We start from the raw sequence: 26211 nt of genomic DNA, 5'->3' as shown, positions 1-26211 counted from the left end.
GGCGTAAGATCTTCATTCTGTGGATGAAAGGGATCGTTTTCTGACTACAGTGAACATTAGCACTGTTTACAGTGAACATTCTACCTGGTACAGTGAATAAAGTACTGATTACAGTGAACACTTTACTGATTATAGTGAACACGATCACCCTTTTAGCCCTTGGTGGGCGCGGCCTGCGACGATCGGGGATCTCTTAGGATCTCTCTATGATCTATTAAGGATCGTCTTTTAGGATCTGGTCACTGTATAAGTGGAAAACTGCTTCAAAACGTAATCTTCGTACATGTTATTTATCAGCAAATGATTGTTAGCAATTAGCAGATTACTTGACTGAATCTTCGCACCACAAATTCCAGATTCTCATATAATAAACAACTTCCTCACTATTATTCATTTTTCATCATCAACTACAGCGCGTATCGTCTCTCCATCACTGACAGAATGAGGAAAACGGCACCATGACTGAACATGCCCTATCACGTAACCCCGCAACTGGTGAAATTCTGGCACGCTATCCACTGCAGAACCCGGCAGAGCTGGAGCAGACGCTTGAAACCAGCGCATCAGCTTTTGCCACATGGAAACACAGCAGCATGACCGATCGGGTTCGCGTATTACGCCAGCTTGGTGAGCAACTGCGTCTGCGAGAGCCTGATCTTTCCCGTATGATCACAACGGAGATGGGAAAACCCATTTCGCAGGCACGCGCTGAAGTCCTTAAATGCGCCAACTTATGCGACTGGTATGCTGAGCATGGCCCTGCAATGCTGGCCGACCAGCCCACCCAGATTGCTGATGCATGGCAACGATTCCGTCCCATCGGTGTGATCCTGGCAGTGATGCCATGGAATTTCCCACTGTGGCAGGTTCTGCGAGGCGCAGTGAGCATGTTGCTGGCAGGTAACACCTATCTGCTGAAACACGCGCCTAACGTCATGGGCAGCGCCACACTGATGGCTGAGCTGTTCAGCGCAACCGATCTGCCAGCGGGTGGCTTCAACCTGGTCAACGTCGACAACGACGGTGTCTCAGTCGCCATCAAAGATGATCGTATTGCTGCCGTCGCCGTAACCGGCAGCGTACGGGCTGGCGCAGCCATCGCCGCACAGGCAGGTGCAGCATTGAAGAAAACCGTGCTGGAATTGGGCGGATCCGATCCCTTTATCGTGCTGGCAGATGCCGATCTTGATGAAGCGGTTAAATCTGCTGTCATTGGGCGTTTCCAGAATACCGGGCAGGTCTGCATGGCCGCTAAACGCTTTATTATTGAAGCGCCAATTGCAGAAGAGTTTGAAAAGCGTTTCACGGCCGCGGTTCAGGCGCTCACCATGGGCGATCCTCTGGATGAAAACACCTTCCTGGGCCCAATGGCTCGCGCCGATCTGCGTGACGAACTGGATGGACAGGTTAAAGCGACACTGAGCGAAGGCGCACGTCTGGTGCTGGGTGGTGAAAAAGTAGCAGGGCAGGGTAACTACTATGCGCCGACCATTCTCGCAGATGTCACCAGTAACATGACCGCATTCAGACAGGAGCTGTTTGGCCCGGTCGCCGCTATTGCTGTGGCACGGGATCCTCAACATGCACTGGAGATCGCCAATGACAGTGAGTTTGGCCTCAGTGCTACCGTCTGGAGCGGTAACGAAGAGATTGCCGATCAACTGGCGCTGCAGCTGGAGGTTGGTGCGGTGTTTATCAATGGCAACGGCGCGTCCGATCCGCGCGTTACCATCGGTGGCGTGAAGAAAAGCGGCTACGGCCGTGAGCTGTCGCACTTTGGTGTGCACGAATTCTGTAACGTGCAGACCGTGTGGAAAGACCGCCGCTAGTTCTTACTGCGCCGATGGAAGATAAGCGGGCGCTGCTTTAGCGACCGCACTGAGCGGACGCAGCAACCGATCCGGTGCAAACGCACTCAGCATCGGTGACGCTGTGCCGCTCAGCATCTCCTCAGCCACCAGCCTGCCCAGCAACGGGGCAAGGGTCATTCCGCTATGGCTGACCATCAGATAAACGCGTGCTGACGCGCTGATGTAGCCTGTTGCCGGTAAGCCATCAGCCGGACGCGACCGCTGTCCTGTTTCAATCCGCTCAATTCTCGCACCTTCCGCGTTTCTAAACAGCCGACGTAATCGGCGCAGCATCTCTTTACCGATCAGTCCATCCGGCGAGACCGGTCGTGCCGGATCGGCATGCTGATCCAGATCCAGCGCCTGCAGCATCAGGCGGCCGCCGCCATCCGGCCGTACATTCAGTTCCGGGGTTATCAAATTGCATTTAAGTGGGATCGGCAGAGGCTGCGTCTGCGCCAGAAAACTACAGGCAACAGGATCGGCGCGATTTGCATCGGTCATCGCCAGTTCAAGCCCACATTGACTCATGAGTTCCGGTGCCCAGCGGCCAGTCGCCAGTACCAGCTGATCGCCACGCCATTCATCACCACTGGCCAGTGTCAGATGCACATCCCGATTTGTTTCAGTCAGCGTTGTCACTTCATTGTTGCAGACCAGCTGTCCGCCACTGGCGCGCAGGTCCGCCAGCAGAGAGGCGATAAACAAGCTCGGATAGAGCAGGCACTCCGACGGGAAAAACCATGCGTGCTGAATGCGGGGATCGAGCCGCAACGCGGGCAGAGCATCCAGAAGTGCGGCGCGGCTACGTTTTTCAACGGGATAATCAAGCGTTGTGAGCTTTGCTGCGCGTCGCGCCAGCTGGCACAGGGACGATTGATCGGCTGCCCACTCCAGCGTGCCGGTTTCCAGCAGCCATTGGGGTGATGCAGGATGACTGGCCTGCCAGCGCTTGTGCTCTTCTATCGCATGGGCATTCAGATCATGGTAGCTGGTGGGTTCCTTGCCGTTGGCATTAACCCAGGCATAGCTGATTTGACTGGTTCCGCTGCCAGGATAGTTTTTATCGAAGACGGTGACCTGCGCGCCCCGTCGCGACAATGATTGCGCGACGGCTAAACCCAGCACGCCTGCACCGATTACGGCAATACGTTGTGGCATATCTGGTCTCTCCTGAACAGGGATGAGTGGAAAACTGCTTCCCGCCGGGTCTTTTCACTATTGCGAAGTCGACAAAGGACGTCAACCGCAGCTTCAGATAGTGGCTTCATCAAACCAGTCAGGCACAGGATCGGGCAGATTGATCCACTGCTCAGGGCCCGCAGCCATCTCATAGGGTGTCAGCAGTGCGTGGTCGAGCGCGGAAAGAATGCGCTTTTCATCCATTTCAATGCCGATAAAAACCAGCTCCTGGCGCGCATCGCCAGTACCTTCCTGCCAGTGTTCAGCGATGAAATTGAGATTATCCGCATCCTGTGGCCAGTCCATCCGCGGCACACTTACCCACCAGCGCCCGGCATAACCCTGACGAGCCACAGCGCCCGCCTGCGACCACATCGCAGCATAGTCAGGCCGGCTGGCGAGCCAGAAGTAGCCCTTAGAACGGATAACACCGTCAAGCTGGTGATTAACAACTTCCCAGAAACGCAGCGGATGGAACGGACGGCGGGCGCGATAGACAAAACTGCGAATGCCATACTCCTCCGATTCCGGTTGATGCTCACCGCGCAGGGTCTGCAACCAGCCTGGTGCCTGTGCTGCACGATCAAAATTAAAGCGACGGGTATTGAGCAGGCAATCGAGCGGAACCTGGCCAAACTCACTGTTCACAATAAGGGCATCTGGATTGAGCGCACGCAGCATGCCCTGCAGTTCATGCAATTGCGTCTGGCTGAGCAGATCCGTTTTGTTCAGTACCAGCAAATCACAGAACTCAATCTGATCTACCAGTAAATCAACCACAGAACGCGTATCCTCCTCGCCCAGTGACTCGCCGCGGGACTGAAGATCATCGACTGAACGATAATCTCGCAGAAAATTGAAGCCATCTACCACGGTAACCATGCTATCCAGACGCACATAAGCCGACAGACTTTCACCTTCTTCATCTTCAAACGTAAAGGTTTCAGCAACCGGCAGCGGTTCAGAGATCCCGGTAGACTCAATTACCAGATGATCGAAGCGACCGGCCTGCGCCAGACGTTTCACCTCCAGCAGCAGGTCTTCTCGCAGCGTGCAGCAGATGCAGCCGTTACTCATTTCAACCAGCTTTTCATCGGTACGTGACAGCTGTGCGCCGCCGTCGCGCACCAGCGCAGCGTCGATATTAATTTCAGACATATCATTGACGATGACCGCAATCCGCCGTCCTTCGCGGTTATTAAGAATATGGTTGAGCAGGGTGGTTTTACCGGCACCGAGAAAGCCAGAGAGAACGGTAACCGGCAGTCGGGGATCCTCGGATGTCAGGAGGGAGAGTGGCATAGTGTTACCTGTCAGTAGTGATTAATATATATGTTATAACATAACATTAATCAGCCTCTTTTCAATCGCGATTTCTGTTCCCCTGTTTGATAATGAAAATAGTTAAAAAGAAGGAGAAGTGATGCAAACACTCACTCTGGTGCCGCGTCTTGTACCGGACGTCAGAAGCGGCGTGAAAACCTCAACGATACGCTGGCAGGAAGGTGATGTCGTCACCGGTCCACTGAAACTGGTCAATCAGGAGGATGCAACCGACACGGTAATTGTATGGGTGACGAGGATCGAAACGATGCGCCTGAATCACATCGCCGCACGGCTGGGGAAGGAGGCTGAATGGCCGGATGCGGTGCTGCTGGCGGGGATGCGCGAACACTATCCAGAGATCAGTCTGAGCAGTGAGGTGCAGCTGATCACACACCTCACGCCCGCCGAAACTCAGGTAAAGCTCGCCGAACGCTAATTAACTGTGCTCAATGACCAGCAGTGCCAGCGTATCGGCTTCCAGTGCCCGGAAGATATGGAGCTCATCGCCCGGATAGGTAATGTAATCACCCACATCCAGCTCCACAGCACTCTCTACCGGACCAACCAGCGCACGCCCTTTGGCAATAATAATATGCTCAATGGTATTGGGGATGTGAGGCTGTGAAATGCGTTCGCTCCCCGGCTGGACCTCCAGCAGATAAATATCACGCCGCACGCCGGGTGGGCAGGATGCCAGCAAAACGGCCTGATAATCGGCCAGATCGGCGGTAACCGACAGACCTTCTCCACGTCGTATCACCTGCAGGCGACGTGCATCAGGTTCCAGCAGACGAGAAAAGGGAATATTCAGCGTCACGCACAACGACCACAGCGTCTCAATGCCCGGATTACCATTTCCCGCTTCCAGTTGTGACAGCGTAGATTTGGCGATCCCTGCGCGGCGTGCTACTTCAGCCAGTGACAGACCTGCTCGCTGACGTTCACGCACTAAAGCGTTAGCAATAATGCTGATAGGGGTATTCAAATGCACTCCCGAAACTCAAAGTGTTTTTTATATCGAACATAACGTTCATCTTGTAAATCGCCGTGGCGATGTTCATTATATCGGATTATACGTTCATTATGAGACAGAGTGATGCGTTTTCCGCAAATGCAGTTGCTGGACAAAGGGGTAATTAAAGCGATTTTCCTGGTCTGCCTGGCTGATGGGATCGTCGGTTTATCTTATGGCTCGCTGGCCTCCGCCGACGGATTTCCGCTCTGGGTGCCACTGGCGCTCTCAACGCTGGTGCTGGCGGGGGCGTCAGAGTTTCTGTTTATTGGCATTGTGGCCGGTGGCGGCAGCCCCTTTACCGCCGCCGCTGCGGGCTTGCTGGTGAACGCGCGTCATCTGCCGTTTGGTATTGCGGTAAAAGATCTGGTGGGAACGGGCCCGCGGGGTTGGTTTGGCTGTCACATCATGAACGATGAAAGCGTGGTATTCGGAATCTCTCAGCCTCAACTGGCTCAGCGTCGTAGCGCTTACTGGCTGTGCGGCATCGGCATCGGCTTTATCTGGCCTGTCAGCGTGATGACCGGCGCGGCGATAGGGCAGTTTATTCCTGATGTCTCGGTGATTGGGCTGGATGCGGTATTCCCGGCCATTCTGATTGCCCTCATTTTTCCCGCGCTGCGACAGCGACGAACCCGGATCCCTGCCACTGTCGGGGCGTTACTCTCGCTGCTGGCGACGCCACTGGTTCCGGCGGGCATGCCGGTGTTGTTCTCACTGCTGGGCCTGCTGACATGGAGATCGCGCAAATGACGCATCAGGGAATGATCATTGCCGGCATTGCTATGCTGGCCGCAGGGACGTATCTGATGCGTTTCGCAGGCGTCAGGCTGGGAAACCGTCTGCCTGTCAGCGAGCGCACCCAGCAGATACTCTCTGACGCTGCCACTGTCTTGCTGCTGGCGGTAGCTGCGACCACCACGTTGTTTGAGGGGCACCATTTTGCCGGTGTGGCTCGTGTGGCTGGCGTAGGCTTTGCGCTATTACTGGCGTGGCGTCGGGCTCCGCTGATTGTGATTATTCTGGGGGCGGCGGTGATGACGGCGCTGTTACGTTTCCTTGGCGTATCCTGATGCTGATTTGTCCTGTGGCTGCTTAACTGCGTCCCGTCCAGGATTGCTATCTGCATGGGCATAACGGCATGATGAGGGTTTATCACCTGATCGGAGTTCACCTATGAATCGTCCGTTACAGATTGGCCTTTTACTCTTTCCTGATGTCACACAACTCGATCTAACCGGTCCCTGGGAGGTGTTTGCGCGCACGCCCGACACCAGATGTCATCTGGTCTGGAAAGATCTTCAGCCAGTCCGCTCCGATCGAGGCCTTTCAATATTGCCCACCATGACGTTTGATACATGCCCGCAACTGGATGTGATCTGTGTGCCCGGCGGGCCGGGTCAAATCGCCCTGATGTCAGATAACGTTACGCTGAACTTCCTTCAAAAGCAGGCCACTCAGGCACAGTGGATTACATCGGTCTGTACCGGGTCGCTGGTGCTGGGGGCTGCCGGATTGCTTAAAGGATATCGCGCGACCTCGCACTGGAGTTCCATCGATCAGCTGGCCTTGCTGGGTGCGGATCCGGTCAGTCAGCGGGTGGTGCGTGACCGTAATCGCATCAGCGGGGCAGGTGTGACCTCGGGCATCGATTTTGCCCTGACGCTGGTGGCAGAAATCGCAGGTGACGCAGTGGCGAAAGCGGTTCAGCTACAGATGGAATATGATCCACAACCGCCATTCACCAGCGGTTCCCCTAAGACCGCACCGCCACAGGAAGTCGAGCAGGCAAAGGCGAAGATGGCGGCGTTTATTGCTACGCGCCGGGCCGCAACCATGCGTGCCGCACAGCGACTACAGGCTGAACAGCTTCCGGATGCCGGGAATACGCAATAGCAGCAGTAAGAGTGACATCGAAAGGAGCAATGTCAGGGCGATAACCCGTAATTTATCGCCCGGCGTCGGGATGTGGATCGCGGCGGTCTGCAAGTTAATCAGCACTGTCCCATCACCCGGTTTCTTCAGTAAAGATAAGCTGCACCATAAGCGCCTGGAAAACCTGGCATTTCGGTTTTCACTGCGTGGATGATTTACAGGAAGCACTGATTACCGGCAGAGAAGCGATCTATCCCGACTGGTTTTTTAACCGTAAGTCAGCCAATCCACATCGCATCGATGCGGCGGCCCGTCATGAATATCTGCGTGTTTTTCAGCAACCCGGCGCATTGCGGGCTGGGCTGGCTTTTTACCGGGCCTTTGCGCAGTCGGCAGAGCCGAATCGCCAGCGTGCGCGAAAAGGTAAACTGGCTGTGCCACTGCTGGCAATTACCGCCGATCAGGGATCGATTCCTGATATGGCTACACCGTTACGCGCCGTTACGCGCCGTTGCGCACCAGGTTAGCAGTCAAATTATCCTTAACTGTGGTCATTTTATTCCTGACGAACAGCCGGTGAAATTAGCGGAAATACTGGCAAACTTTTTTACTCACACCACGAATAAAAGCGAATTAACGCCTCTGTAAATAAGGGAAAGTAATAGTGTGCAGCGGATTATTAATATTCTTGCTGATCCGCTGCTATCTCATACGCCTTTCCAGTAAATATGTCTATCTTATTGATTTTAAATCACTAACTGTGGGTTATTCCGCGTTGCTTTCTGAGTCGTGCTGTGAATAAATAAACCGTCATTATCATCCACCTTCAGGATGAGTTAAATAAAACCGTCGGCAGCAGACTGCCGATAGCATATTGCCGGGGCTGCGATGAATCAGGAAAAGGCACGACTGGCCGGAGAAATTAAAGCCGGAGTTAATGAACTGGAATCGCAATTAGTGGCGATTCGACGTGATATCCATGCGCATCCGGAATTAGGCTTTGATACGCTGCGCACAGCCAGTCTGGTCACCGACTATCTGCAGGCGCTGGGACTTCATCCCCGCACCGGTGTAGGTCGCAGCGGTGTGGTGGTGGATATCGACGGTGCAGAGCCGGGCAAAACATTGCTGTTGCGCGCCGACATGGACGCGCTGCCGATCCAGGAACAAACCGGTTTGCCCTTTGCCAGCCGCTATCCTGGTAAAATGCACGCCTGCGGTCACGATATTCACACTGCGACGATGCTGGGTGTGGCAACGTTATTACCACGCTATCGTCAGCAGCTTAAAGGGCGCGTCCGGCTGATTTTCCAGCCTGCAGAAGAGACACCCGAAAGTGGTGCTGAAGCGATGATCGCGGACGGCGTAGCGGAGGGCATCGACTGGGCTGTCACTTTGCATAACAAGCCTGAACTGGCGGCGGGGGAAGTTGCCCTGACACGCGGTGCCAGCACCGCCTCCAGCGACGAATTCGATGTCACGGTACACGGCGTATCCACACACGCGGCACGTCCGCACATGGGCACCGATCCAATACTCGCCACCGTGCATCTTATCAGCCAGTTGCAGACCATCATTTCTCGTGAACGCGATCCTGCACACTCTGCCGTCCTGACTATCGGGCACATTCAGGGTGGGACTACCCACAATATCATTCCTGACAGCTGTCTGTTCCAGGGCACCATCCGCACCAAATCGCCAGAAGTGCGTGCTGCCATGGAAGCCTCATTTAAGCGGATGTGCGAAGGGGTGGCGCTGGCACAGAACGTGCGCGTGGAGGTTAACTTCCAGCGTGGTGTGCCGCCATTAATGAATGACGATCGCCTGATTGATTCACTGGAAGAGATTCTGTCGCATCAGTTTGATAAAGCGATCATCGCGCAGCCCAGCGCCAGCTTTGGCGCCGAAGATTTTTCACTGTTCACCGAACGGGTTCCGGGTTGCCAGATCCATATTGGTTCGGCCACGCCAGGCCGGGACGATCATCTGCATAATTCCGATTATCAGCCTGATGAACGAAGCATTACCGCCGGGACGCAGGCGCTGACCCGCCTTGCAATTGATTTGCTCTCTTAATAATAAATAAATGAGGTTTCTATGATGATGCGCAACCGTCTGTTCACGGCTTCTCTGACCGTGACACTGCTCGCCACTTCCGCATTCAGCCAGGCGAAAGATTTCGGCACACTGAAGTTTGCTACCGAAGCGGCCTATCCTCCGTTTAACCAGACTACGCCGAGCGGTAAAATCGTGGGCTATGAACCGGATATGGTGGCGGAACTGGCAAAGCGTGCAGGCTTTAAATATGAAATCATCGCGCAGAAATGGTCGGGCATGATTCCTGGCCTGATCGACGGTAAATATGATGCAGTGGTCGACGCCGTGACTGTGACGCCAAAGCGTGCTGAAGCTATCGATTTCACCCATCAGTACACCGTCAGCGTCTCAAGTTTTGTGACCGCCAAAAAAAGCCCACTGGCCACGCTGCCAGGCAGTGGCACGGTTGTGACGGCGGATGATGCCGCTGGCATGAAAAAAGCGATCGACGATCTGAAAACCACCTTTAAAGGAAAAACGATCGCGGTACAGGTTGCCACCATTCAGGCGGACTTCCTGCAAAAATATCTGGGCGATGTCGCCACCATTCGCACGTATCAGGCCGGTCCTGAAACCTTCGCCGACCTGATGAATGGCCGCGTCGATGCCGTCATGGCTTCGCGCACCAACCTTAACGCCTTTGTGAAAAAAAACAGCGATGCGATCAGTAGCAGCGGCTACGGCTTCTCCGGTGGCGTGCTGGGTGCGGGATCGGCCATTGGTCTGCGTAAAGGCAACAGCGAGCTGCAGCAGGTGCTGAATCAGGCGCTGGATTCCATGATCAAAGACGGAACGCTGAGCAAACTGTCGATGAAATGGTTTGGCGAAGATGTCGCGCCAAAAGCGTAACCACTGATGCTGATGAATATTGACTGGCAGATACTGGGTTTCGGGGATGAGGGCTGGGGTGGCGTGCTGCTTAGCGCCGCCGCCGTTACTGTCAGCGTATCGCTCTGCGCCTGGTTGCTGGGAGCGATGCTGGGCAGCGTACTTTGCTGGATGCAGATTGCTGGATCGCGCTGGCAGCAGCGGCTTGCGGCAGGCTACATCACACTGTTTCGCGGCGTGCCGGAACTGCTGGTGATCTATCTGTTCTACTTTGGTGGACGCCAGGTGGTCTCCACCGTGGGCACCGCGCTGGGATTCCAGGGACCGTTCGATGTGAACGGTTTTGTCGCGGGTGCGATCGCTATCGGGCTGATCTCCGGCGCCTATCAAAGTGGTGTGTTTCGCGGCGCGTTCTACGCCATTCCGGGCGGTACGCTGGAAGCCGCGACGGTAACCGGCATGGGGCGGCTGATGATGTTTCGCCGCATTATCGTGCCGCAGGCGTTACGCACTGCGCTGCCGGGCATGGGCAACCAGTGGCAATCTGTTATCAAAGAGTCGGCGCTGGTCTCTGTCACCGGGCTGGTCGAAACCATGAATCAGGTTTCCACGGCAGCCAACTCCACCCAAATGTCCTTTTTCTTCTACAGCGTGGGTGCGGTGATCTACCTGATTATCACCACCTGTTCCGATATGGTTTTCCGCTACGTGGAAAAGTTTGCGATGCGCGGTCAACAGCGCGTGAAGGGGTAAGGAGTCCACGTGGATATCATGTTTTTACATCAGACGCTGCTGGCACTGCTGAAAGGATTGCCACTGACGATTAATCTGGCATTGCTCTCGCTGCTGGGCGGCGGCGTGCTGGCACTGCTGCTTAATCTGCTGCGCATGACGCGCACAGGGAGCTTTTTCTGTCGTTTTTACGTCTGGCTGTTTCGTGGTACGCCGTTGCTGATCCAGATTTTTATGGTTTATTACGGCCTCGGCAGTTTACCGGCGGTGCGTGATAGCCTGTTCTGGCCACTGCTACGTGACCCGTACTGGTGTGGTTTGCTGGCGCTGATTCTTAACGATGCTGCTTACACCTCAGAAATCCTGCGCGGCGGTTTGCGTGCCGTCAGCCAGCAGTCGCTGGAGGCCGCTAAAGTGTCGGGCATGTCGTCGTACAAAATCTTTACGCGCATCACCCTGCCGATAGCGATTCGTCAGGCGCTACCTGCCTACAGCAATGAAATCATCTCGATGATCAAAGCAACGTCACTGGTCAGCACCATCAGCCTGATGGAGATGACCGGCATTGCCGACTCCATCGTCTCTTCCACTTTCCGGGCCCTCGAAGTATTCCTGAGCGCAGCGGTGATCTACCTGATACTCACTATGCTGGTGAGTAAAGGCGTCTCGATGCTGGAACGACGCTTATCACCTTACTATTTTGGAGCACGATCATGACCGCACCTACCATCATGCTGAGTCATCTCAGAAAGAGTTATGCGGGACACGAAGTGCTGCACGATATCAGCCTGACCGCGCAGGATGGCGATGTGATTTCGCTGATTGGTGCGAGCGGGTCGGGCAAAAGTACACTGTTGCGCTGTATTCCGTTTCTTGAAGTGCCACAGGCGGGTGAAGTTGCGGTGGGCGACATTAACGTCACGCTGGATAACACCGATGAGAAACTGAGCCGCGAGCAGCGACGTCGCATCAAGCTGATGCGAATGCAGCTCGGCTTTGTGTTTCAGAGCTTCAACCTGTGGCCGCATAAAACCGTGATGCAAAATATCATCGAAGCGCCGGTTCATGTGCAAAAGCGCAGTCATAAAGAGGCGATTGAAGAGGCCGAAGCGCTGCTGCATAAAGTGGGACTCTATGCAAAACGCGACGCCTGGCCGTCGCAACTATCCGGCGGACAGCAGCAGCGCGTGGCAATTGCCCGGGCGCTGGCGCAGCAGCCGAAAGCGATCCTGTTTGATGAGCCGACCTCTGCGCTGGATCCGGAGCTGGTGGGGGAAGTATTACGAGTGATACGTAGCCTGGCAGAAGAGGGACGTACCATGATTATCGTGACGCATGAAATGGGCTTTGCGCGTGACGTGTCGAACAAAGCGGTGTTTCTGCATCAGGGCATGATTGAAGAGTCCGGTTCGCCGGAGCAGGTGTTCCTTGACCCCATCTCGCCACGCTGCCGAACCTTCGTGAACAGCCACTTTGAGCGTAATGCAGGCCAGAGTGACAAGGGCAACGAAATCTGACGGCGGCCCTGAGACTGCGCGTCTTAAAACCAGAAAACCCCGGAAGCATTTCCGGGGTTTTTTTCAGCCAGGCTGGGTGATTCAGATGAGCCTGTAAAGCAGTATCCTGAAATTAAGGATTGAAAACAGGGCGGCCCGCTTCAACCAGTGCCTGCCACTGCTGATAGCTGGGACGGCGCTGGATGTTTGAATACCACGCTTTCAGAGCAGTACATTCGTCAGGCACAGCAAGGTTCACCAGAGCCGCGAAGATCATGCCGCCTGTTACGGCGATATCGGCCATCGTAAACGTATTGCCCGCGACATAAGGCTGTGAGCGTAAAACGCCATCGAAATAGTGCATGCCACGGATGGCCTTTTCACGCATCTTCTCACCCCATTCCGCATTCTGATAGAGCTCAACCTCTGGCCCTAATCCTGCGGTGGCATGGTGGAAATAGACGCTGACCGCATCAAGAAATTCGATTTCAGCCCGTTTGGTCATCATATGGATAACGCCTTTTTCTACCGGCGTGACGCCCGTCAGAACAGGGTTTTCATCCAGCACGTCCAGATATTGCGTAATCGCGGTGCACTCTGCGATCAGCGTTCCATCTTTCAGCGCTAATACTGGCAGGGTTCCTGAGTAATTGATCGCTAAAAATTCAGGCTTTTTGTGCTCGCCTTTCCACAGATTGATCGGAATAAATTTCACCTGAGAAAGTAATCCTTTTTCCGCCAGGGCAATTCTTACCCGAGCAGGATAAGGGCCATCATACCAGTCATAGATTTTCATCGAGGGGAGTGAAGAAGCTGCAGATGCATTGTTGATATCAGTCATGATTAAGCTACCTACCTGTCAATTGGTAGATAGATAGTGGCGCCAGATTTTTATCCTGTCAAGACCTGTCTATCAGTTGGCAGGTAAAATTTTTTCTTTATAATGGGTTTAAACTTCAATAAGGAAAAACGACTGATGAGCCTGAACGCACGTGAAGCTATCCTGGCAGCCGCAAAGAGTGCTGCTCAGAATCATGGGTATAACGGGATTAACTTTCGCAGCATCGCTGATGAGGTGGGGATTAAGAATGCCAGTATCTATTATCATTTCGCCAGCAAAGCCAACCTGGGGGCCGCCGTCGCTAACCGATACTGTCAGGACACGGCGCAGAATTTAAAAACCATCCGCGAACAAAGTGCGTCACCGGATGAGGCGCTGCAGCGTTATCCGCAGATTTTCCGTATGTCGCTGGAAGATGCCAACCGGCTCTGTCTCTCCAGCTTTATGGCAGCGGAATATGACGATCTGCCGGAGGAAGTGAAGCGCGAGGTGCAGTGTTTCGTTGAGGCGAACGTTGAGTGGCTGACGCAGGTCCTTAATGAAAAGGAACCTGATAATACCGGGAAAAATGCTCAGCGCGGACTGGCGATCTACACCGCAGTGGCCGGTGCGCAATTAATTGCCCGCACGCGTCAGGATATTAACCTTTTCGATAGCCTGATTATGACCTATCAGGAGACCAGCCTGATTCCGCTGTCGCGATGAACATTATCCTTCAGGCACATAAATCGACATCTTCAGCGAGGGCGCATCATTCGACATGAAGCTGGAATAACTGAAATTTCGCTTCACGCCATCCTTGCCTGTCAGGCATTTTGTCCCGGAGACAGGAGCAGCTATCACATGCTCGTTCCACCATTCGCTGAATTCCTGACACTCGCGCTCAAGCCGGCTAATGAGTGATGGAAATGCGGGGTTATGCGCATTTCGATCGTAGTCAGCATGAAACAGGCCCAGCATTCTTTGGGCTTCTTTATGCCAGGTGTCTCCGAACAGGGCACGGGCCTCAGCTGTGGTCAGCATGAAAATCAGGATGTTCCTGTCTTTGACCGATAACTGGCCGAAGTCGGTGATCAGCTCTGCAGCAGCGCTGTTCCATATCAGCACATCCCAGTGTGCGTTAGTGACGTAGGCGGGCTCGGCTAAGCTCCGAATCAGTTTGATTACGCCCTCCGGAATAACGCCGTCGTTCTCAGTCTCTGTTTTCCGGCGAGTAAGCGACTGCAGATGCAGCACCTCGACCTTATCAAGCTCCAGCGCCCGGCCCAGCGCGCTGACGATCCGGTCTGAGAGCGTGTCTACCCGGCCCTGTTCGATTTTTGTATACCATTCTGTACTGATGCCAATTCTTGCTGCGACCTCTTCACGCCGTAATCCCGGCGTGCGACGCCTTTCACGGGTTCTTAAATCCCTGCTGTCAGGCCTGGTCCTGGCGCGGCGCGAACGCAGGAAATGACTTAATTCACTTTTTGGCTGCATGAGTTAACCTGGTCGTGATTTATACCCCTATAAAACTAGTCTATTTTCGCCACCGTTAAGCCCTTTTATAGTCGTGTTCTCTACAGCAGATGAGAGGTAACACTATGAAAGCAGCTGTACTCGAATCATTCGGTAATCCACTCAGCATTCAGGATGTCCCGCCGCCGATCCTCGGAACAGGGGAGGTGATCGTGGATGTTGTAGCCGCTCCCGTTCTTTCCTACGCCAGCGAAGTATTCAGTGGCGCCAGAAGATATCTTTTACCTCCACCGGTTATTCCTGGGTGTGGGGCCATTGGCCGGGTGCGCGAAACAGGGCCCGATGCTGCATGGCTTAAACCGGGTGACTGGGTTTTTTGCGATCCCACCGTCCGATCAAGAGATAACGCGCAGTCGCCTGAAATCGTGTTACAGGGCTGGAGTGCACGGGGGGAAGGCGGACAAAAAATCCAGCAATACCATCTGAATGGCAGCTTCGCTGAACAGATTCGTGTGCCCACTGAAAATGCTGTGGCAATGGGTGATATCGATCCTGCTGAAGCCGCTGCATGGTGCGCCATCAATACGTTACTGGTGGCCTATGGTGGTTTACTGGCGATGGAACTTAAAGCCGGTGAGAACTTACTGGTTAGTGGGGCCACCGGTAATTTTGGCAGTTCAGCCGTGCTGGCTGCCCTCGCCATTGGAGTCAGTAAAGTCATCGCGCCCGGACGCAACCCGCGGGTTTTGCAGGAGCTCAGGAAACGGTTTGGCTCGCGGATTGAAACCGTCACGCTCAGCGGTGTCGCTGATGAAGATATTTCTGCAATGAAAAGTGCTGCGGAGGGTCCCATTGATGCGGTGCTGGACTTGCTCCCGCCTTCAGCTCCGGCATCCGCGGCGCGCAATGCCATTATGTCGGTGAGACCCTATGGTCGCGCGGTGCTGATGGGGGGCGTCGGCATGCTGGGTGGGGATGATCTGGCGCTGCCTTATCCGTGGATCATGCGCAATCTCATCACCATTAAAGGACAGTGGATGTATGAACCTCAGGCTGTGTACACGCTCGTGGGGCTGATCCGGGCAGGATTACTGGATCTCAGCCATTACGCGGTTACGGAATTTGCACTGGGTGATATTAATCGCGCCATCACGCATGCCGCTGAAAATAGCGGTCCCTTTAAGCTGACGGTGATTCGCCCGTAACGGTTTCAGAGAAAGCCTGTTGCTTACTTTTAGCTGCGCTATTCATTTACGCTCAATAACGACGCCTCATGGACTAACCCATTAAATGTCGAGTGATTTATAATTTCTGGGCAACTGAATGCGACAGGCAATCCCGGTAAATAACAGAGTTATAATCGTGACTACCCATGGCAGCTAAATAACAGTAACAGGACATTCAGTCAGGTTCAGGCTTAATTACACTGAATCACTAAAATGTGGTTAGTCGAAGACACCATTGATGACGGCGGTTACGATAGCGGTGCTTAGAGCAATAAGCACCAGGTCATCTCCTACGGCTCGCCACTCGTAGCCAGGATAATAGGGCAGTTCATTTATCATTGATGGAGGCAACGTTTTTTTGGCAATACCCGGAGGCAAAGGTTTACCCCGCGTAACTTTTTTAGCTATTCCCGGCGGCAAAGACTGATAGCCGACAAGGCCATAATTGACGGCAAGGTTACGTGCAAGAGAGTAGTTGATATCTGACCCGACGTGATCGGGTCGTCCAGGGTTCTTACGATTTCCATGTTTGTCTTTCGCACCCGCATTCCCATGCCCCTTGTTTCCGTGCTCTCCGCTTTTGCCGTTATTACCCTGGGTTCCGCTATTACCATTACCCTGACCGCCACCACCGTTGCCGTTGCCCGGATTTGCAGAAACTGGTGCAGCAGGCACGGTACAGGATATAACCACCGCAAATGCGGCTTTTAAAGCGCGAGATTTGATCATGTTATCTTTCCTTAATATTATTCAATATTCTGAACCAGGACATTAAAAAGCGATGTAAGGAGATGAAATGAGTTCAACCTCATCACATTATTATTCCACCTGTTCATTATTACCCAGCATTAAACGGTCGACAAGCGCATAGCAATCTTAAGAATTATCTCAAAAAAAATCCTAAAAAGCTGTACCGTGTTTTGATATTTTGTATGAATTTCATGCTGAAGCCTTTGCTTGTAATAGATAAAAATCCGGCTTTAAGCGAGGCGGAATGCCTTTTCATTATTTTTATAATGCTGCAATTCATTGTATATATTTGCGATTACCTGAAATTACTACGACGCTTAATAACTCTGCAATATATGGCACCTTAAGCGAGGTAGAAAAGATGACGATTCATCGAGGCGGATCAGGTAATTTCCTGGAAAACCCGCAGCGGACTGAAGAAGCGGAAAGCAAAGGCGGCTCTGGCCGACACTTCGCACCTGCAAGTTTCATCTCTTTCTACCGTGATTGCCAGCTACCATTTCCTGTATTAAAAATCTGAACGGCTTTAGCAATACGCGAGTTCACGCGCGAACTGATACCTGACTTATTTCACTATCAGGCTGAGCTGAGTTTTCTGATACCGGTCTCCCCATAATATTCAGGAGTTCAAAATGAAAATTAATAAAAGCTATAAAGGATGGCTGGCTGTATCAGCCGTTGTCGCTCTCTTCAGCACTGCCAGCGTGCAGGCTGAGACGCAGACAAGCGCCCCGCAGGGTGGGAATACACCGCAGACCATTAAGAATGACAAGCTCAGTCCTGGTGACGAAAAAGCACTGAAGGATATGGCTCAGGCCAATATCAATGAAATTGCCGCCGCCAAAATTGCGCTGAACACGACACAAAGCGCAGAAGTTAAAACCTTTGCGCAGAAGATGGTTGAAGATCATGGCAGTGCCTTGAAAAAAGTTCAGGCGGTTGCTAAGCAAAAAGAGGTGGCATTACCTACTGCACCAGATGCTAAACATAAGGCCATGGCCGACAAACTGGAAAAGCAGAGCGGTGGTAATTTTGACAAAATGTATATGGAAAATGCCGGTGTAATGGACCATAAGAAGGTGCTGGCGACGTTGAAAAGTGACGCGACGAAGATAAAGGATCCCGATGTGAAGGCGCTGGCCGATGCACACACCCCTGTTGTAGAACAGCATCTGACGTCCGCCCAGCACATGTCGATGTAACGGGGCTGCCCGGTTTCCGAATTATCCGCCAGCGCTGTTACGGGATCAATTAAGCGGATTCACATCTACGTGGATCCCGATTTCGACAGCACGCATGAAGAGCGATTTTTGTGGCGTGCAGTGGATATGACTCGTTCAGGTGACCTCTGGATGATGAAGTGGCATGCGCTCAGACACTGACGTGGAAGCCGTCATTCACGCCATTCCGCTGCCAGCACTCAGTAGCCGGAGATCATTATGACGCGGTGCAAACTGCTATGTCTCTGGTCAACGATACCGGCTTTGAACCCGTGTACTCAGTGCCGATCGCGGAATCATGGCGTCAGCAGCCTTGTTACTGCTGTGACCGGGAAAGCATCCGTTATGCTGCGTACTCAGGTGGTAACCAACGAGGGAGAAGGTCAGGCCCGGTTGCCACTGCTTTACGCCAGCTTCGCAAAGCTGGGTAGTGCACCTTCTCCTCAGGATATTATCGAAAACAACCGCGCCATAAACTGGCCGGTTAGCCCGGTTCCGCTGCTAACATCCAGCCTGAATAAAGCCCCGAAACGAGGCTTAATGATTTTTATTTTCCACCAGGCTTATTCCTGCATGTCGCCAGTATATCGTCCGTCGCAACATACTCCCGAGTCTGAACGCCGGTAATACCCAGCATGGTAGAAAACAGATTGTCCTGAGAGTATTTTTGCGTCGAACCCTGATGGCTCAAACATGTGTAGTCCACGGCATAACGCTGCTGGTAATCGGGCGACAGCCAGATAAGCAGCGGCACGCGGGTCTGGACTTCAGGCGCGATAGCATAGGGCAGGCCATGCAGATAAACACCTTTTTCACCCAGTGACTCACCGTGATCAGACAGGTAAACCAGACTGGTCGTAAACTTCTCCTGATGGGCTTTCAGTAATTCAATCGCTTTATCGACGATATAGTCCGCATACAGGATGGTGTTGTCATAGGTATTAACCAACTGTTCCTGCGAACACTCCTGAATCTGATTAGTTTCACAGGTGGGTTTAAATTTGCCGAATTCCGGAGGATAACGGTGATTGTAGGTCGGGCCATGACTGCCGATAGTGTGCAGCACGATCACGCTACTGCCCTGAAGCTGGTTGATATACTCCTCCAGGCCATGGAAAAGAATCTCATCATAGCACTCGCCTTTGATGCACATTCCCGGAAGATTCAGCGCGGTCATATCCTGATTAGGCACGCGATCGCACGCCCCTTTGCATCCCGCATCGTTCTCATGCCATAGAACACTCAGACCTGCACGCTGAATCACATCCAGCAATCCTTCCTGATGACTGGCCAGGGCATCATCGTAATGCCTGCGTGGCATGTTCGAGAACATGCAGGGAACGGAGACCGCCGTGGAGGTGCCACAGGAGGAGACGTCATGAAAATAGACAACGTCTTCTTCTGCCAGTAAGGGGTTGGTCGGTCGTGGATAACCGCCCAGGGAAAAATTGGCGGCACGAGATGTTTCACCCACCACCAGAATGGTCAGATTCTTTTTGGGGCCATTAAGCATGATCGGAAGTTGACGGGCATCTTCGCCTATTTTCACCAGCGGAAGATTGGCCCGCTCGCGGTGATTGTAGTAAGAGAGCGAGGCGGCAATGAAATTCGATGGACTCAGGGATTTCACCAGCTCATGATTGTTACGAAACAGTGAGGCGTAATCCTTATAAAACAACATGGCTATGATGGCTATCAGTGCAACAGAAATCACCAGACTCACCGCGCGCTGAATCACGCCTTTCCATACCGGAACCGACTTTTTAAACGCAGGCCAGAAGGCCAGAGCAGCCATAAAAATACCGGTAAAAAATATCACCGCAATCATCTTTGGTGTCAGGAGCGCCATACTTTCTGCTGGCGTGGTATCCACCATATTGGTGATCATCGAGCGATCAAGGACGATGCCATAGTGCTGAATAAAGTACTGAGCCGCAGCGGAGACAATGACAAACAGTGCAATGGTTATCCTGTCCAGCCACAAAAATGAGGCAAGCGTCAGCACAATATTAATGACGCAGAAAGCGACGATTGGCATGGAGAGGAAAAAAAGATATTTGCTAAACCCGTTCATCTCTATAAGCGAGTAAGCCTGGCGGTAAAAGGCGAAATTGAGAAAAACAGAAATATAGAGTGAGAATAACAGGATGAATGTAATGCGGGGCAATACAGGCTGACTCATTCTGAAGCGTGCCATAAAGGTATTCCGTAACCTTGAATAAGTGGATCCAAAAAGATTGTTTTTAAAATTGATTAATAAAAATTAATAAAAACTATGTGCTGTATACCACAGATAGATGAAGCTCAGCACAGTAAATACTGAAATAACCAAAGAAAAACATTCGCTTAATGAAAATTTGAGCATGGCGGGTGCCTGAAAGTTTGCGTATTCACATTAGCTAATGTGAAGCTAAAATGAACTTATTGCTACAGTTTGTGCGGTATATCTTGGGTTTTTGTGATCTGTATCTCATTAATTAAACTGAGGTCCTGAAATTGATTAGTGTGGCTGGGGGATTACATAACAATTTGAGAGACGCTGAACGTCTGGTATCTGACAGGAATCTATAAAATAAAAAGAGTCAGCGCCCGTTCAGTCTATCCTCTGTAATATTAGCCCTGCGTCATACGCAATCGGCTTCATCAGAAAAGGCTCAATCCGGATAGAAAGCGAACGGGTTTCCCCGTCCGTTTTTACCAGGAACAGTTACACATCTTTTCGTCCAGAAAAACGCTCTTTCATCAGAGAAAACGCAATGCCGATATCCAGCGCCGGTGAGGGTGGCATAAAACTGGCTTTTCCCAGCGACAGCATATCCGCAATATGCGGGTTATCCTGCTTCATAATGAAATCTGCCAGCAGACTGCCCGCTACGGTCTGTTTAGAAACGCCAGCACCGTTACAGCCACCCGCTGTGCAAACAAATTTGTTCAGCATGCCCCATTCAGGCGCCCCGTTCCGCGTAACGCTGATGCAGTTGAGTTGCCAGGTAAGTCCTGGCGGTACTCACCTGACCTTTAAGCGCGGGTATTACATGCTGGCGAATCAGGAAGCGGCGATCTGTTGTGAAACGGAAGGTTGCTCCGGCAATGGCATTGACGGGCGTCAGCCCCCAACTCTGCATAGGAGGAAGGGTCGCGAGTTGTTCATCTTTCAGTGGATCGGTAATGCTGGCAAACGTGGCCATAGCGGCCTGACGCGAGAGTCCCGGACGCAGCTCTGGCGAGAGTGCATTGGTAGCCAGCATCACTTTTGGTGTTTTGATCACGCCAAATGGCGTCAGCACTTCAGCCACGCTGCCATAACGAATATCCAGTACTGGTGTATTATCGTAACGTTGAACATTTTCAGGTAAATAATGGTTCAGGCCAGCAATCAGCTGCGCCGGATTAACCAACACGCAAACTGGCGTGAATATTCCTTTGCTGTAAAAGCGCGTGCCGAGTTTAGGGTACAGCTCTTCACTGCTTAACATCTGCCACGGCTCATCCATTAAATCGAGATGGCTGGCGTACTCCTTCAATATACGATCATTGCCACGCTCCGCCTGGCAGTGATATTTACCGACCTGTTCCCAGTCGCACTGAAGATCATGCTCTGAAATGACCTGCTCCAGCTGACGAATGCCTTCCTGAAGCAGGTTACGGTAAGCGTTGGCCTTTTTTAATTCGGCCGTTGAGCTGCCAATATTATGAGGCAGCCCGATAACAAACCCGGAGTTGCGTGCGGATGCGCTTTCCCGTGTGGTGTACGCGTCGACGATGATGATTTTCAGGGTGGGATTAATTTCAGCCAGGCGGCGCGCAAAGGCGACACCGGCAAATCCCGCGCCGACAATGACCCAGTCGGCGGTGATATCCCCTCGCAGCATAGGTTGCGAGGGGAAACATGACTCACCCGCAGGTCAGCCTGAATGATTATGATTGAACGGTATTGATGAATAGCGCAATTCCCTGTGCCTTATTTGAAAAATAAAGCAATTTTTATAAGGGAAAGTGGGATAACTGTGCCAGCGGTAATCTGACTATTGTTGATTTCAGACAAGTAAAATTCCGGTGGATGATTATTACTCAACAGGTAAAGAGGGGGAGAGCATCGCAAAGATGCCTGTAGGGCGTCAAAGCACTCTGTTAATTTCAGCGACTACCTGCATTGTGGCCTCTTCAATGCTTCCTTCATTGCGGCATAAAAACCAGCCGTGCCTGGCAACCTCAAGCTCAAAAGCACGGGTACAGGCGACATGTTCTTCCAGGCGGTGAATCACCGTACTTCCCAGACCCCGCGAACGCGCTGCGGCTCTTTCCCATGATACCTCTGGTGCCGTGACCACCCCGACATGCAGGTCTGGTGCTCGCACGTTGTGCTCTATATTTAGCTGCACTATCTCCGCGAAAGGCACCATTCGTCGAAATGCGGCATCCGACGGATACCAGCGATCCATCAGAATAATGCAGTTCTCAGGCTGCTTAGTGAGTACGTTCTGTGAAATCCAGGCACGGCTTAAAGCAAAGCGTTCACAGATCTCCCGTTCCAGATCGACGGAGGGATCTCTGGCTAGCCGGTTAACCAGCGCCATGGATTCCGCCCTGAAGGGATCGCTTTTTTGCTCGCTAAGCCGGATCACCTTCCTGTTATCTGCTCTTAGCACTTGCGTAATGGACTCCAGCAGGGTGGTTTTACCGGTTCCCTTGGGCCCATCCAGAGTCACAAACAGCTGACGATTCATGATCCCAATGACATGGGAGTCGGGGAGTTTATATAGCGGGTACTTGCCAAAAGCATGTTTTTTACCTGATAAAGCTGAGCTTACGTCGTTCGCTGGGGGCCGTATAAGCGCATGGGTTGAGATCAGTACGGTGTAGTTTAAGGGAAGCGTCAATGAAACGGAAAAAATCCCGCGAGTGCCTGTCTCTGGTTTATCTATTCAAATTCACGCCTTCATTGGAAATAACAAGGTGTTAAAGGAAACCTCCAGCACAGGCTGGAGTCTGGTGAGCAATACGCGTCACGATTATGCTCATAGCGCCTCGTTAAATTGCTTCTATTCTAATCCTGCGAAAGGTGGCTTTGATGTCTTATGAAGAGGAAACCAAACTGGAGACCGCTTTAAAACTGGCAGCCGATCATCCAGCAGAACGACCTGGATTTTAACGGATACTTTTGGCGTCAACGCTTTACGTCCCTGGTATTTCCGTACGGGAAGCGGGTGAGGGTAAAGTCGAACTCAAGGCGGGTGAGCATATATCAATTCAGCATTGGGGAAAAACCGGATGGCACGCCAGTCATTCTGGTATTCAGGTCGCAGAGAAGAGAGCCGGGTGTTTGTACTTCTGGTTAATGAATTGCCAGCGACGTACAGGGTTTTAAATGCCGCGCGCGGAACAGAGCTAAAATTCAGTCAGACCCGTAAGCATCCCTTACCCTTAAGGCTGAATCACCTTACCCTGCTCATCAAGCAGATCTGTCAGGAGTGCCGTGCCATCGCTCCCCACCCGGAAGGCTCCGAAACGGGCTTGCGCAAAACGCTCGCCATGGCCTTCCTGAAAGAAATAAGCGTTAGTGCCGACGGTCAGCGAACCATAATGTTGATGGTATTTCACCCGCAGCTGATTTGGTTGCAGAGGTTCACCCTGATCAAACCGGGCCTGAGTCGCATGACGCTGTGCATCGAGATCCACAATCAGGGTTCCGCTGGTGGGCAGGCATGGCGCTGACAGTGTCGCACCGCAGGCCTCAGCCTGTTGATACAACATCACCTCCAGCGGTCGGGTAAGGGCATAATTCAGTGCCATGTAGTCGCCCTGCATCAGGGATCGAGGGTCAACCGGCGCAAGGGGTAGAATCATGACCGCACCCTGTTTCAGCAACTGCTCTTTTTGCCAGATGCTGACATTGACGGCCACCAGCGCCAGCGCTATTACTGCGCCTGCCAGCCATCGGCTCTGTTTACGCATTCTCACGGGCACCTCCAATCTGTGCAGGCAACACTTTTTTGACTCCCCATGCCAGCCCCAGTAAAACCAGACCGCCCGCCAGCAGCAGCAGGGATTTTTGCAACAGCGTCACTTCCATGAAGTAATACCAGCCAATGACGTACAGAACTAAGAAACCGCTACTGACCACCAGCAATCCCGGACTTCCCTGATAACGCGCCATCAGAATCAGCCACAAGCCCAGCCCGATACCCGGTGCGAAAAGAGCAGCAGCACCGCAGATCAGGGCCACGGGCAGTGTGATTATCGAAAACAGCGGCTGGCCGTTCCTTCTCTGACTGAGCACACTCAGCATTAAACCTGCCGCGATCCCTGTGCCCATAGCAGACTGAAGCGTAGCAAACTGCGCAGCGGACCAGAACAAATCCGTGATAAACGCCGCGTTTATTCCCAGGAAACTCAGCATCATCAGACCAGCCGGTATGCCATACAGCAGGGGATGTAGCGCGTCAGCATATGGCCCAGCCTGTAACCTCAGTTGATGGCTGACAATCCCTAGCCACAAAAATATGACCGCCGCCACCAGTATGGAAACAGCAAAGTGACCCGCCATCGGCGACAGGGTCAGCCGGGCCAGTGAATAGCCCGCCAGCACCAGAAAAAAGGTCATGGCCGTGATGGCCATAAAACGGTAGGTGCGGTCAGGCATCGACACGGCCATCACGGCAAGAATCGGCAAGGCAAACAATGAACCAGACATCATAAAGCTGAAGTCACTGCTCTGGATTTGCAGCAGAACGCCGAAGATCAGCCCGCACGTTGCCGCAATAGCCCACGCCAGCCCGAGGTGATGTTTACCATCACGCTCATTGCGTAACAGGCCTCGCGCAATGACGGCGAGCAGCAGTGAAGGCAGAATAAGGGTGGCAGAATTCGGGTCGTCGAGTAAGTCAGCGGCATAGAGCACCAGCGCCATCAGTAACAGAATGATGATGGCTGCGATCCAGCCTCCGACACTCAGCGCGAGCCTCAGATACCAGGGCAGATCCGATGCGTGACCGCGTTGATTAATTTCCTCAATCTGCGAGGCGCTCAGCAAACCCTGCTGACGCAAGGTGCTTGTCAGTAAGGTCAGCCTGGCAGAAACCAGATCGATTGGCCCCTTTTCAGCCAGTTTGCGTTGCCAGTTCAGCAGGATAGAACCATTGACCAATACCCAGCAAATCATTAGTGCACCGGTCAGAAACAGGTCACCCGTATCATAGGCCAGCAGGAATAGCTGCATGATCAGCGCGCAGCCCACAACGGTCAGACTGGCAACACCCAGCGTCAGCATGCAAAGGTCCACGTAGCGATAACGGTACAGGTAATAGCCTGCCAGCAGGGTGATCATCCAGCTGACCGTGACAGACGTAACGTGGTTAGCCCCTTCCCAGTCAGAAAGATTTCCGGCCACGATGGTGGTCAGCAGCAACAGTAAAAATCCTGCCATAACGCGTGATAACCAGCGGCTTGCCAGCCAGCTTTTAGGGCGATGGGTAATCGCCCGCCAGGCCAGCGCTTCCCGGACAATCAGGCAGGCTGCCAGCAGCGCCAGATAGCTGTAAAGCACAGCCGTCGGGAGCCGGGTAACGTTGTCAAAGACAGCGAGATCCAGCAGTGACGTGGGTAACGTGGTGTAATAGAGCTGAAACCCCAGGTTAGCGACCAGCCAGCTGCAAAACCACAGGCTGTTCTGCCGGGCAATCAGCGCCAGCGGCAAAAGAACGCATAACCAGGCCCTGAATAGCTCCCAGCTGTCAGCTCCGGTCTGGTAAATCTGCCCATAGAGTGCAAACAGGGCGCCGAACCCTAAACCTGCCGCCAGCAGTGCGCTGCGAGCCAGCGTGCTATACCATCGCCACCAGACCAACACCGAGAGCGCGACGATCAGCAGTTCGGCCAGGGCAAATTTCGCCATCTTCGGCAGCCAGACCCAGTTCCAGGCAATAAAGAACACCGCGCCAGCAACCAATGACAGTAAGCCCAGAAAGCAAAGCACCGGGATAAGAAACTGACGCCACTGATTATCTGACGGCCTGATACCACAGAAAGTATAGATACGCTGGCAGGTCTCCGGCGTAAGGCTTCCGGCTTTCACCAGGTCAGCGATCTGACGGCAAAGATACGCTGCCGTCCGTGACGGCATTCCGGTTATGCCATCGGGTGCAATCTCCCTCATACTTTCCCTGCCTCTGTTTGCGGTGTGACTTTGATGATGACGTTAACCACTGCTTTTCCCTGTGATCAATCCATGAGTTGCTCTGCTGAGCAGCAGATAATTTTGCAGAACAAATGTAAACATCTTTTCCGGGATATAACAGTGTAAATCAAAGGCGAGGCGT

General features: G+C 52.8%; 25 protein-coding genes and 1 pseudogene. 15 read left to right on the top strand and 11 right to left on the bottom strand.

Going from position 1 to position 26211, the window contains the following annotated elements; genetic code table 11:
• Positions 1 to 458 precede the first annotated feature (458 nt).
• Positions 459 to 1829 (top strand): aldehyde dehydrogenase family protein, encoded by a 1371-nt coding sequence (locus tag IAI47_RS21330; protein ID WP_008924459.1) that lies wholly within the window; start codon positions 459 to 461, stop codon positions 1827 to 1829.
• A gap of 3 nt (positions 1830 to 1832) precedes the next feature.
• Here the strand turns inward: IAI47_RS21330 and IAI47_RS21325 are convergent, their stop codons facing one another.
• The gene (locus tag IAI47_RS21325) at positions 1833 to 3011 is read right to left on the bottom strand and encodes an FAD-binding oxidoreductase (RefSeq protein ID WP_008924458.1); all 1179 of its coding nucleotides are present in this window, start codon (positions 3009 to 3011) and stop codon (positions 1833 to 1835) included.
• Positions 3012 to 3104: 93 nt separating this feature from the next.
• Positions 3105 to 4334, bottom strand: coding sequence for a zinc metallochaperone GTPase ZigA (gene zigA, locus IAI47_RS21320; protein WP_187961294.1), 1230 nt, complete (start codon positions 4332 to 4334; stop codon positions 3105 to 3107).
• A gap of 121 nt (positions 4335 to 4455) precedes the next feature.
• Here zigA and IAI47_RS21315 point away from each other — a divergent pair, with 121 nt between their 5' ends.
• Complete coding sequence (locus IAI47_RS21315) at positions 4456 to 4794, top strand: ASCH domain-containing protein (protein WP_008924456.1); 339 nt, start codon at positions 4456 to 4458, stop codon at positions 4792 to 4794.
• On the opposite strand, the gene IAI47_RS21310 is transcribed toward IAI47_RS21315, so the two are convergent.
• Positions 4795 to 5343, bottom strand: coding sequence for a helix-turn-helix domain-containing protein (locus tag IAI47_RS21310; protein WP_003855850.1), 549 nt, complete (start codon positions 5341 to 5343; stop codon positions 4795 to 4797). It lies immediately after the preceding gene.
• Positions 5344 to 5454: 111 nt separating this feature from the next.
• Between IAI47_RS21310 and IAI47_RS21305 the strand changes: the two genes are divergently transcribed.
• The 9 genes from IAI47_RS21305 to IAI47_RS21265 all read left to right on the top strand — a co-directional run bounded on the left by IAI47_RS21305 (position 5455) and on the right by IAI47_RS21265 (position 12419).
• On the top strand, positions 5455 to 6123 hold the full coding sequence (locus IAI47_RS21305) for an AzlC family ABC transporter permease (RefSeq protein WP_003855851.1): 669 nt from the start codon (positions 5455 to 5457) through the stop codon (positions 6121 to 6123).
• Positions 6120 to 6443: an AzlD domain-containing protein gene (locus IAI47_RS21300; RefSeq protein ID WP_003855852.1), complete on the top strand. Its 324-nt coding sequence runs from the start codon at positions 6120 to 6122 to the stop codon at positions 6441 to 6443. Before IAI47_RS21305 ends, IAI47_RS21300 begins: the two co-directional genes overlap by 4 nt.
• A gap of 103 nt (positions 6444 to 6546) precedes the next feature.
• Entirely contained in the window at positions 6547 to 7266 is a 720-nt protein-coding gene (locus IAI47_RS21295; protein WP_008924455.1) for a DJ-1/PfpI family protein, read from the top strand.
• 185 nt (positions 7267 to 7451) lie between these two features.
• Positions 7452 to 7772 carry a hypothetical protein gene (locus IAI47_RS21290; protein ID WP_223296425.1) on the top strand — a complete coding sequence of 107 codons (321 nt, stop codon included), beginning with the start codon at positions 7452 to 7454 and terminating at the stop codon, positions 7770 to 7772.
• Positions 7773 to 8133: 361 nt separating this feature from the next.
• Positions 8134 to 9321, top strand: a complete 1188-nt coding sequence (locus IAI47_RS21285; protein ID WP_008924454.1) for a M20 family metallopeptidase — start codon at positions 8134 to 8136, stop codon at positions 9319 to 9321.
• Positions 9322 to 9342: 21 nt separating this feature from the next.
• Entirely contained in the window at positions 9343 to 10191 is an 849-nt protein-coding gene (locus IAI47_RS21280) for a transporter substrate-binding domain-containing protein (RefSeq protein ID WP_008924453.1), read from the top strand.
• 6 nt (positions 10192 to 10197) lie between these two features.
• Positions 10198 to 10923 (top strand): ABC transporter permease, encoded by a 726-nt coding sequence (locus tag IAI47_RS21275; protein WP_187513384.1) that lies wholly within the window; start codon positions 10198 to 10200, stop codon positions 10921 to 10923.
• A gap of 9 nt (positions 10924 to 10932) precedes the next feature.
• The gene (locus IAI47_RS21270) at positions 10933 to 11619 is read left to right on the top strand and encodes an ABC transporter permease (RefSeq protein WP_008924451.1); all 687 of its coding nucleotides are present in this window, start codon (positions 10933 to 10935) and stop codon (positions 11617 to 11619) included.
• A complete protein-coding gene (locus IAI47_RS21265; protein WP_008924450.1) occupies positions 11616 to 12419 on the top strand; it encodes an ABC transporter ATP-binding protein in 804 nt (267 codons plus the stop codon). The genes IAI47_RS21270 and IAI47_RS21265 overlap by 4 nt, the downstream gene beginning before the upstream one ends.
• Positions 12420 to 12531: 112 nt before the next feature.
• Here the strand turns inward: IAI47_RS21265 and IAI47_RS21260 are convergent, their stop codons facing one another.
• A complete protein-coding gene (locus IAI47_RS21260; protein ID WP_187513402.1) occupies positions 12532 to 13194 on the bottom strand; it encodes a glutathione S-transferase in 663 nt (220 codons plus the stop codon).
• 180 nt (positions 13195 to 13374) lie between these two features.
• On the opposite strand from IAI47_RS21260, the gene IAI47_RS21255 reads away from it, so the two are divergent.
• Complete coding sequence (locus IAI47_RS21255; RefSeq protein ID WP_008924448.1) at positions 13375 to 13944, top strand: TetR/AcrR family transcriptional regulator; 570 nt, start codon at positions 13375 to 13377, stop codon at positions 13942 to 13944.
• Positions 13945 to 13947: 3 nt separating this feature from the next.
• On the opposite strand, the gene IAI47_RS21250 is transcribed toward IAI47_RS21255, so the two are convergent.
• Positions 13948 to 14718, bottom strand: a complete 771-nt coding sequence (locus IAI47_RS21250) for a helix-turn-helix transcriptional regulator (RefSeq protein WP_008924447.1) — start codon at positions 14716 to 14718, stop codon at positions 13948 to 13950.
• Positions 14719 to 14822: 104 nt separating this feature from the next.
• Between IAI47_RS21250 and IAI47_RS21245 the strand changes: the two genes are divergently transcribed.
• Positions 14823 to 15902: a zinc-binding dehydrogenase gene (locus IAI47_RS21245; protein ID WP_008924446.1), complete on the top strand. Its 1080-nt coding sequence runs from the start codon at positions 14823 to 14825 to the stop codon at positions 15900 to 15902.
• Positions 15903 to 16142: 240 nt separating this feature from the next.
• Here IAI47_RS21245 and IAI47_RS21240 read toward each other — a convergent pair whose 3' ends face one another.
• Positions 16143 to 16652 carry an anti-virulence regulator CigR family protein gene (locus IAI47_RS21240; protein WP_008924445.1) on the bottom strand — a complete coding sequence of 170 codons (510 nt, stop codon included), beginning with the start codon at positions 16650 to 16652 and terminating at the stop codon, positions 16143 to 16145.
• A gap of 382 nt (positions 16653 to 17034) precedes the next feature.
• Between IAI47_RS21240 and IAI47_RS21235 the strand changes: the two genes are divergently transcribed.
• Positions 17035 to 17193 carry a general stress protein gene (locus IAI47_RS21235; RefSeq protein WP_167518484.1) on the top strand — a complete coding sequence of 53 codons (159 nt, stop codon included), beginning with the start codon at positions 17035 to 17037 and terminating at the stop codon, positions 17191 to 17193.
• 112 nt (positions 17194 to 17305) lie between these two features.
• Positions 17306 to 17875, top strand: coding sequence for a DUF4142 domain-containing protein (locus IAI47_RS21230; RefSeq protein ID WP_008924444.1), 570 nt, complete (start codon positions 17306 to 17308; stop codon positions 17873 to 17875).
• Between the two features lie 565 nt (positions 17876 to 18440).
• On the opposite strand, the gene eptA is transcribed toward IAI47_RS21230, so the two are convergent.
• The 5 genes and pseudogenes from eptA to IAI47_RS21205 all read right to left on the bottom strand — a co-directional run bounded on the left by eptA (position 18441) and on the right by IAI47_RS21205 (position 26048).
• Positions 18441 to 20090, bottom strand: a complete 1650-nt coding sequence (gene eptA, locus IAI47_RS21225) for a phosphoethanolamine transferase EptA (RefSeq protein WP_008924442.1) — start codon at positions 20088 to 20090, stop codon at positions 18441 to 18443.
• 510 nt (positions 20091 to 20600) lie between these two features.
• A pseudogene (locus tag IAI47_RS21220) lies at positions 20601 to 21843 on the bottom strand (NAD(P)/FAD-dependent oxidoreductase).
• Positions 21844 to 22011: 168 nt separating this feature from the next.
• Positions 22012 to 22620 (bottom strand): dTMP kinase, encoded by a 609-nt coding sequence (locus tag IAI47_RS21215; protein WP_008924439.1) that lies wholly within the window; start codon positions 22618 to 22620, stop codon positions 22012 to 22014.
• Between the two features lie 697 nt (positions 22621 to 23317).
• Positions 23318 to 23848, bottom strand: coding sequence for a GDYXXLXY domain-containing protein (locus IAI47_RS21210; protein WP_008924438.1), 531 nt, complete (start codon positions 23846 to 23848; stop codon positions 23318 to 23320).
• Complete coding sequence (locus IAI47_RS21205; protein WP_187961293.1) at positions 23841 to 26048, bottom strand: DUF4401 domain-containing protein; 2208 nt, start codon at positions 26046 to 26048, stop codon at positions 23841 to 23843. Before IAI47_RS21205 ends, IAI47_RS21210 begins: the two co-directional genes overlap by 8 nt.
• Between the last annotated feature and the right edge of the window lie 163 nt (positions 26049 to 26211).

It is taken from the genome of Pantoea sp. MT58, assembly GCF_014495885.1.
Lineage (GTDB): Bacteria > Pseudomonadota > Gammaproteobacteria > Enterobacterales > Enterobacteriaceae > Pantoea > Pantoea eucalypti.
Note: the sequence above shows the minus strand (reverse complement) of the source record. Positions and strands in the feature narration are given on the sequence as shown.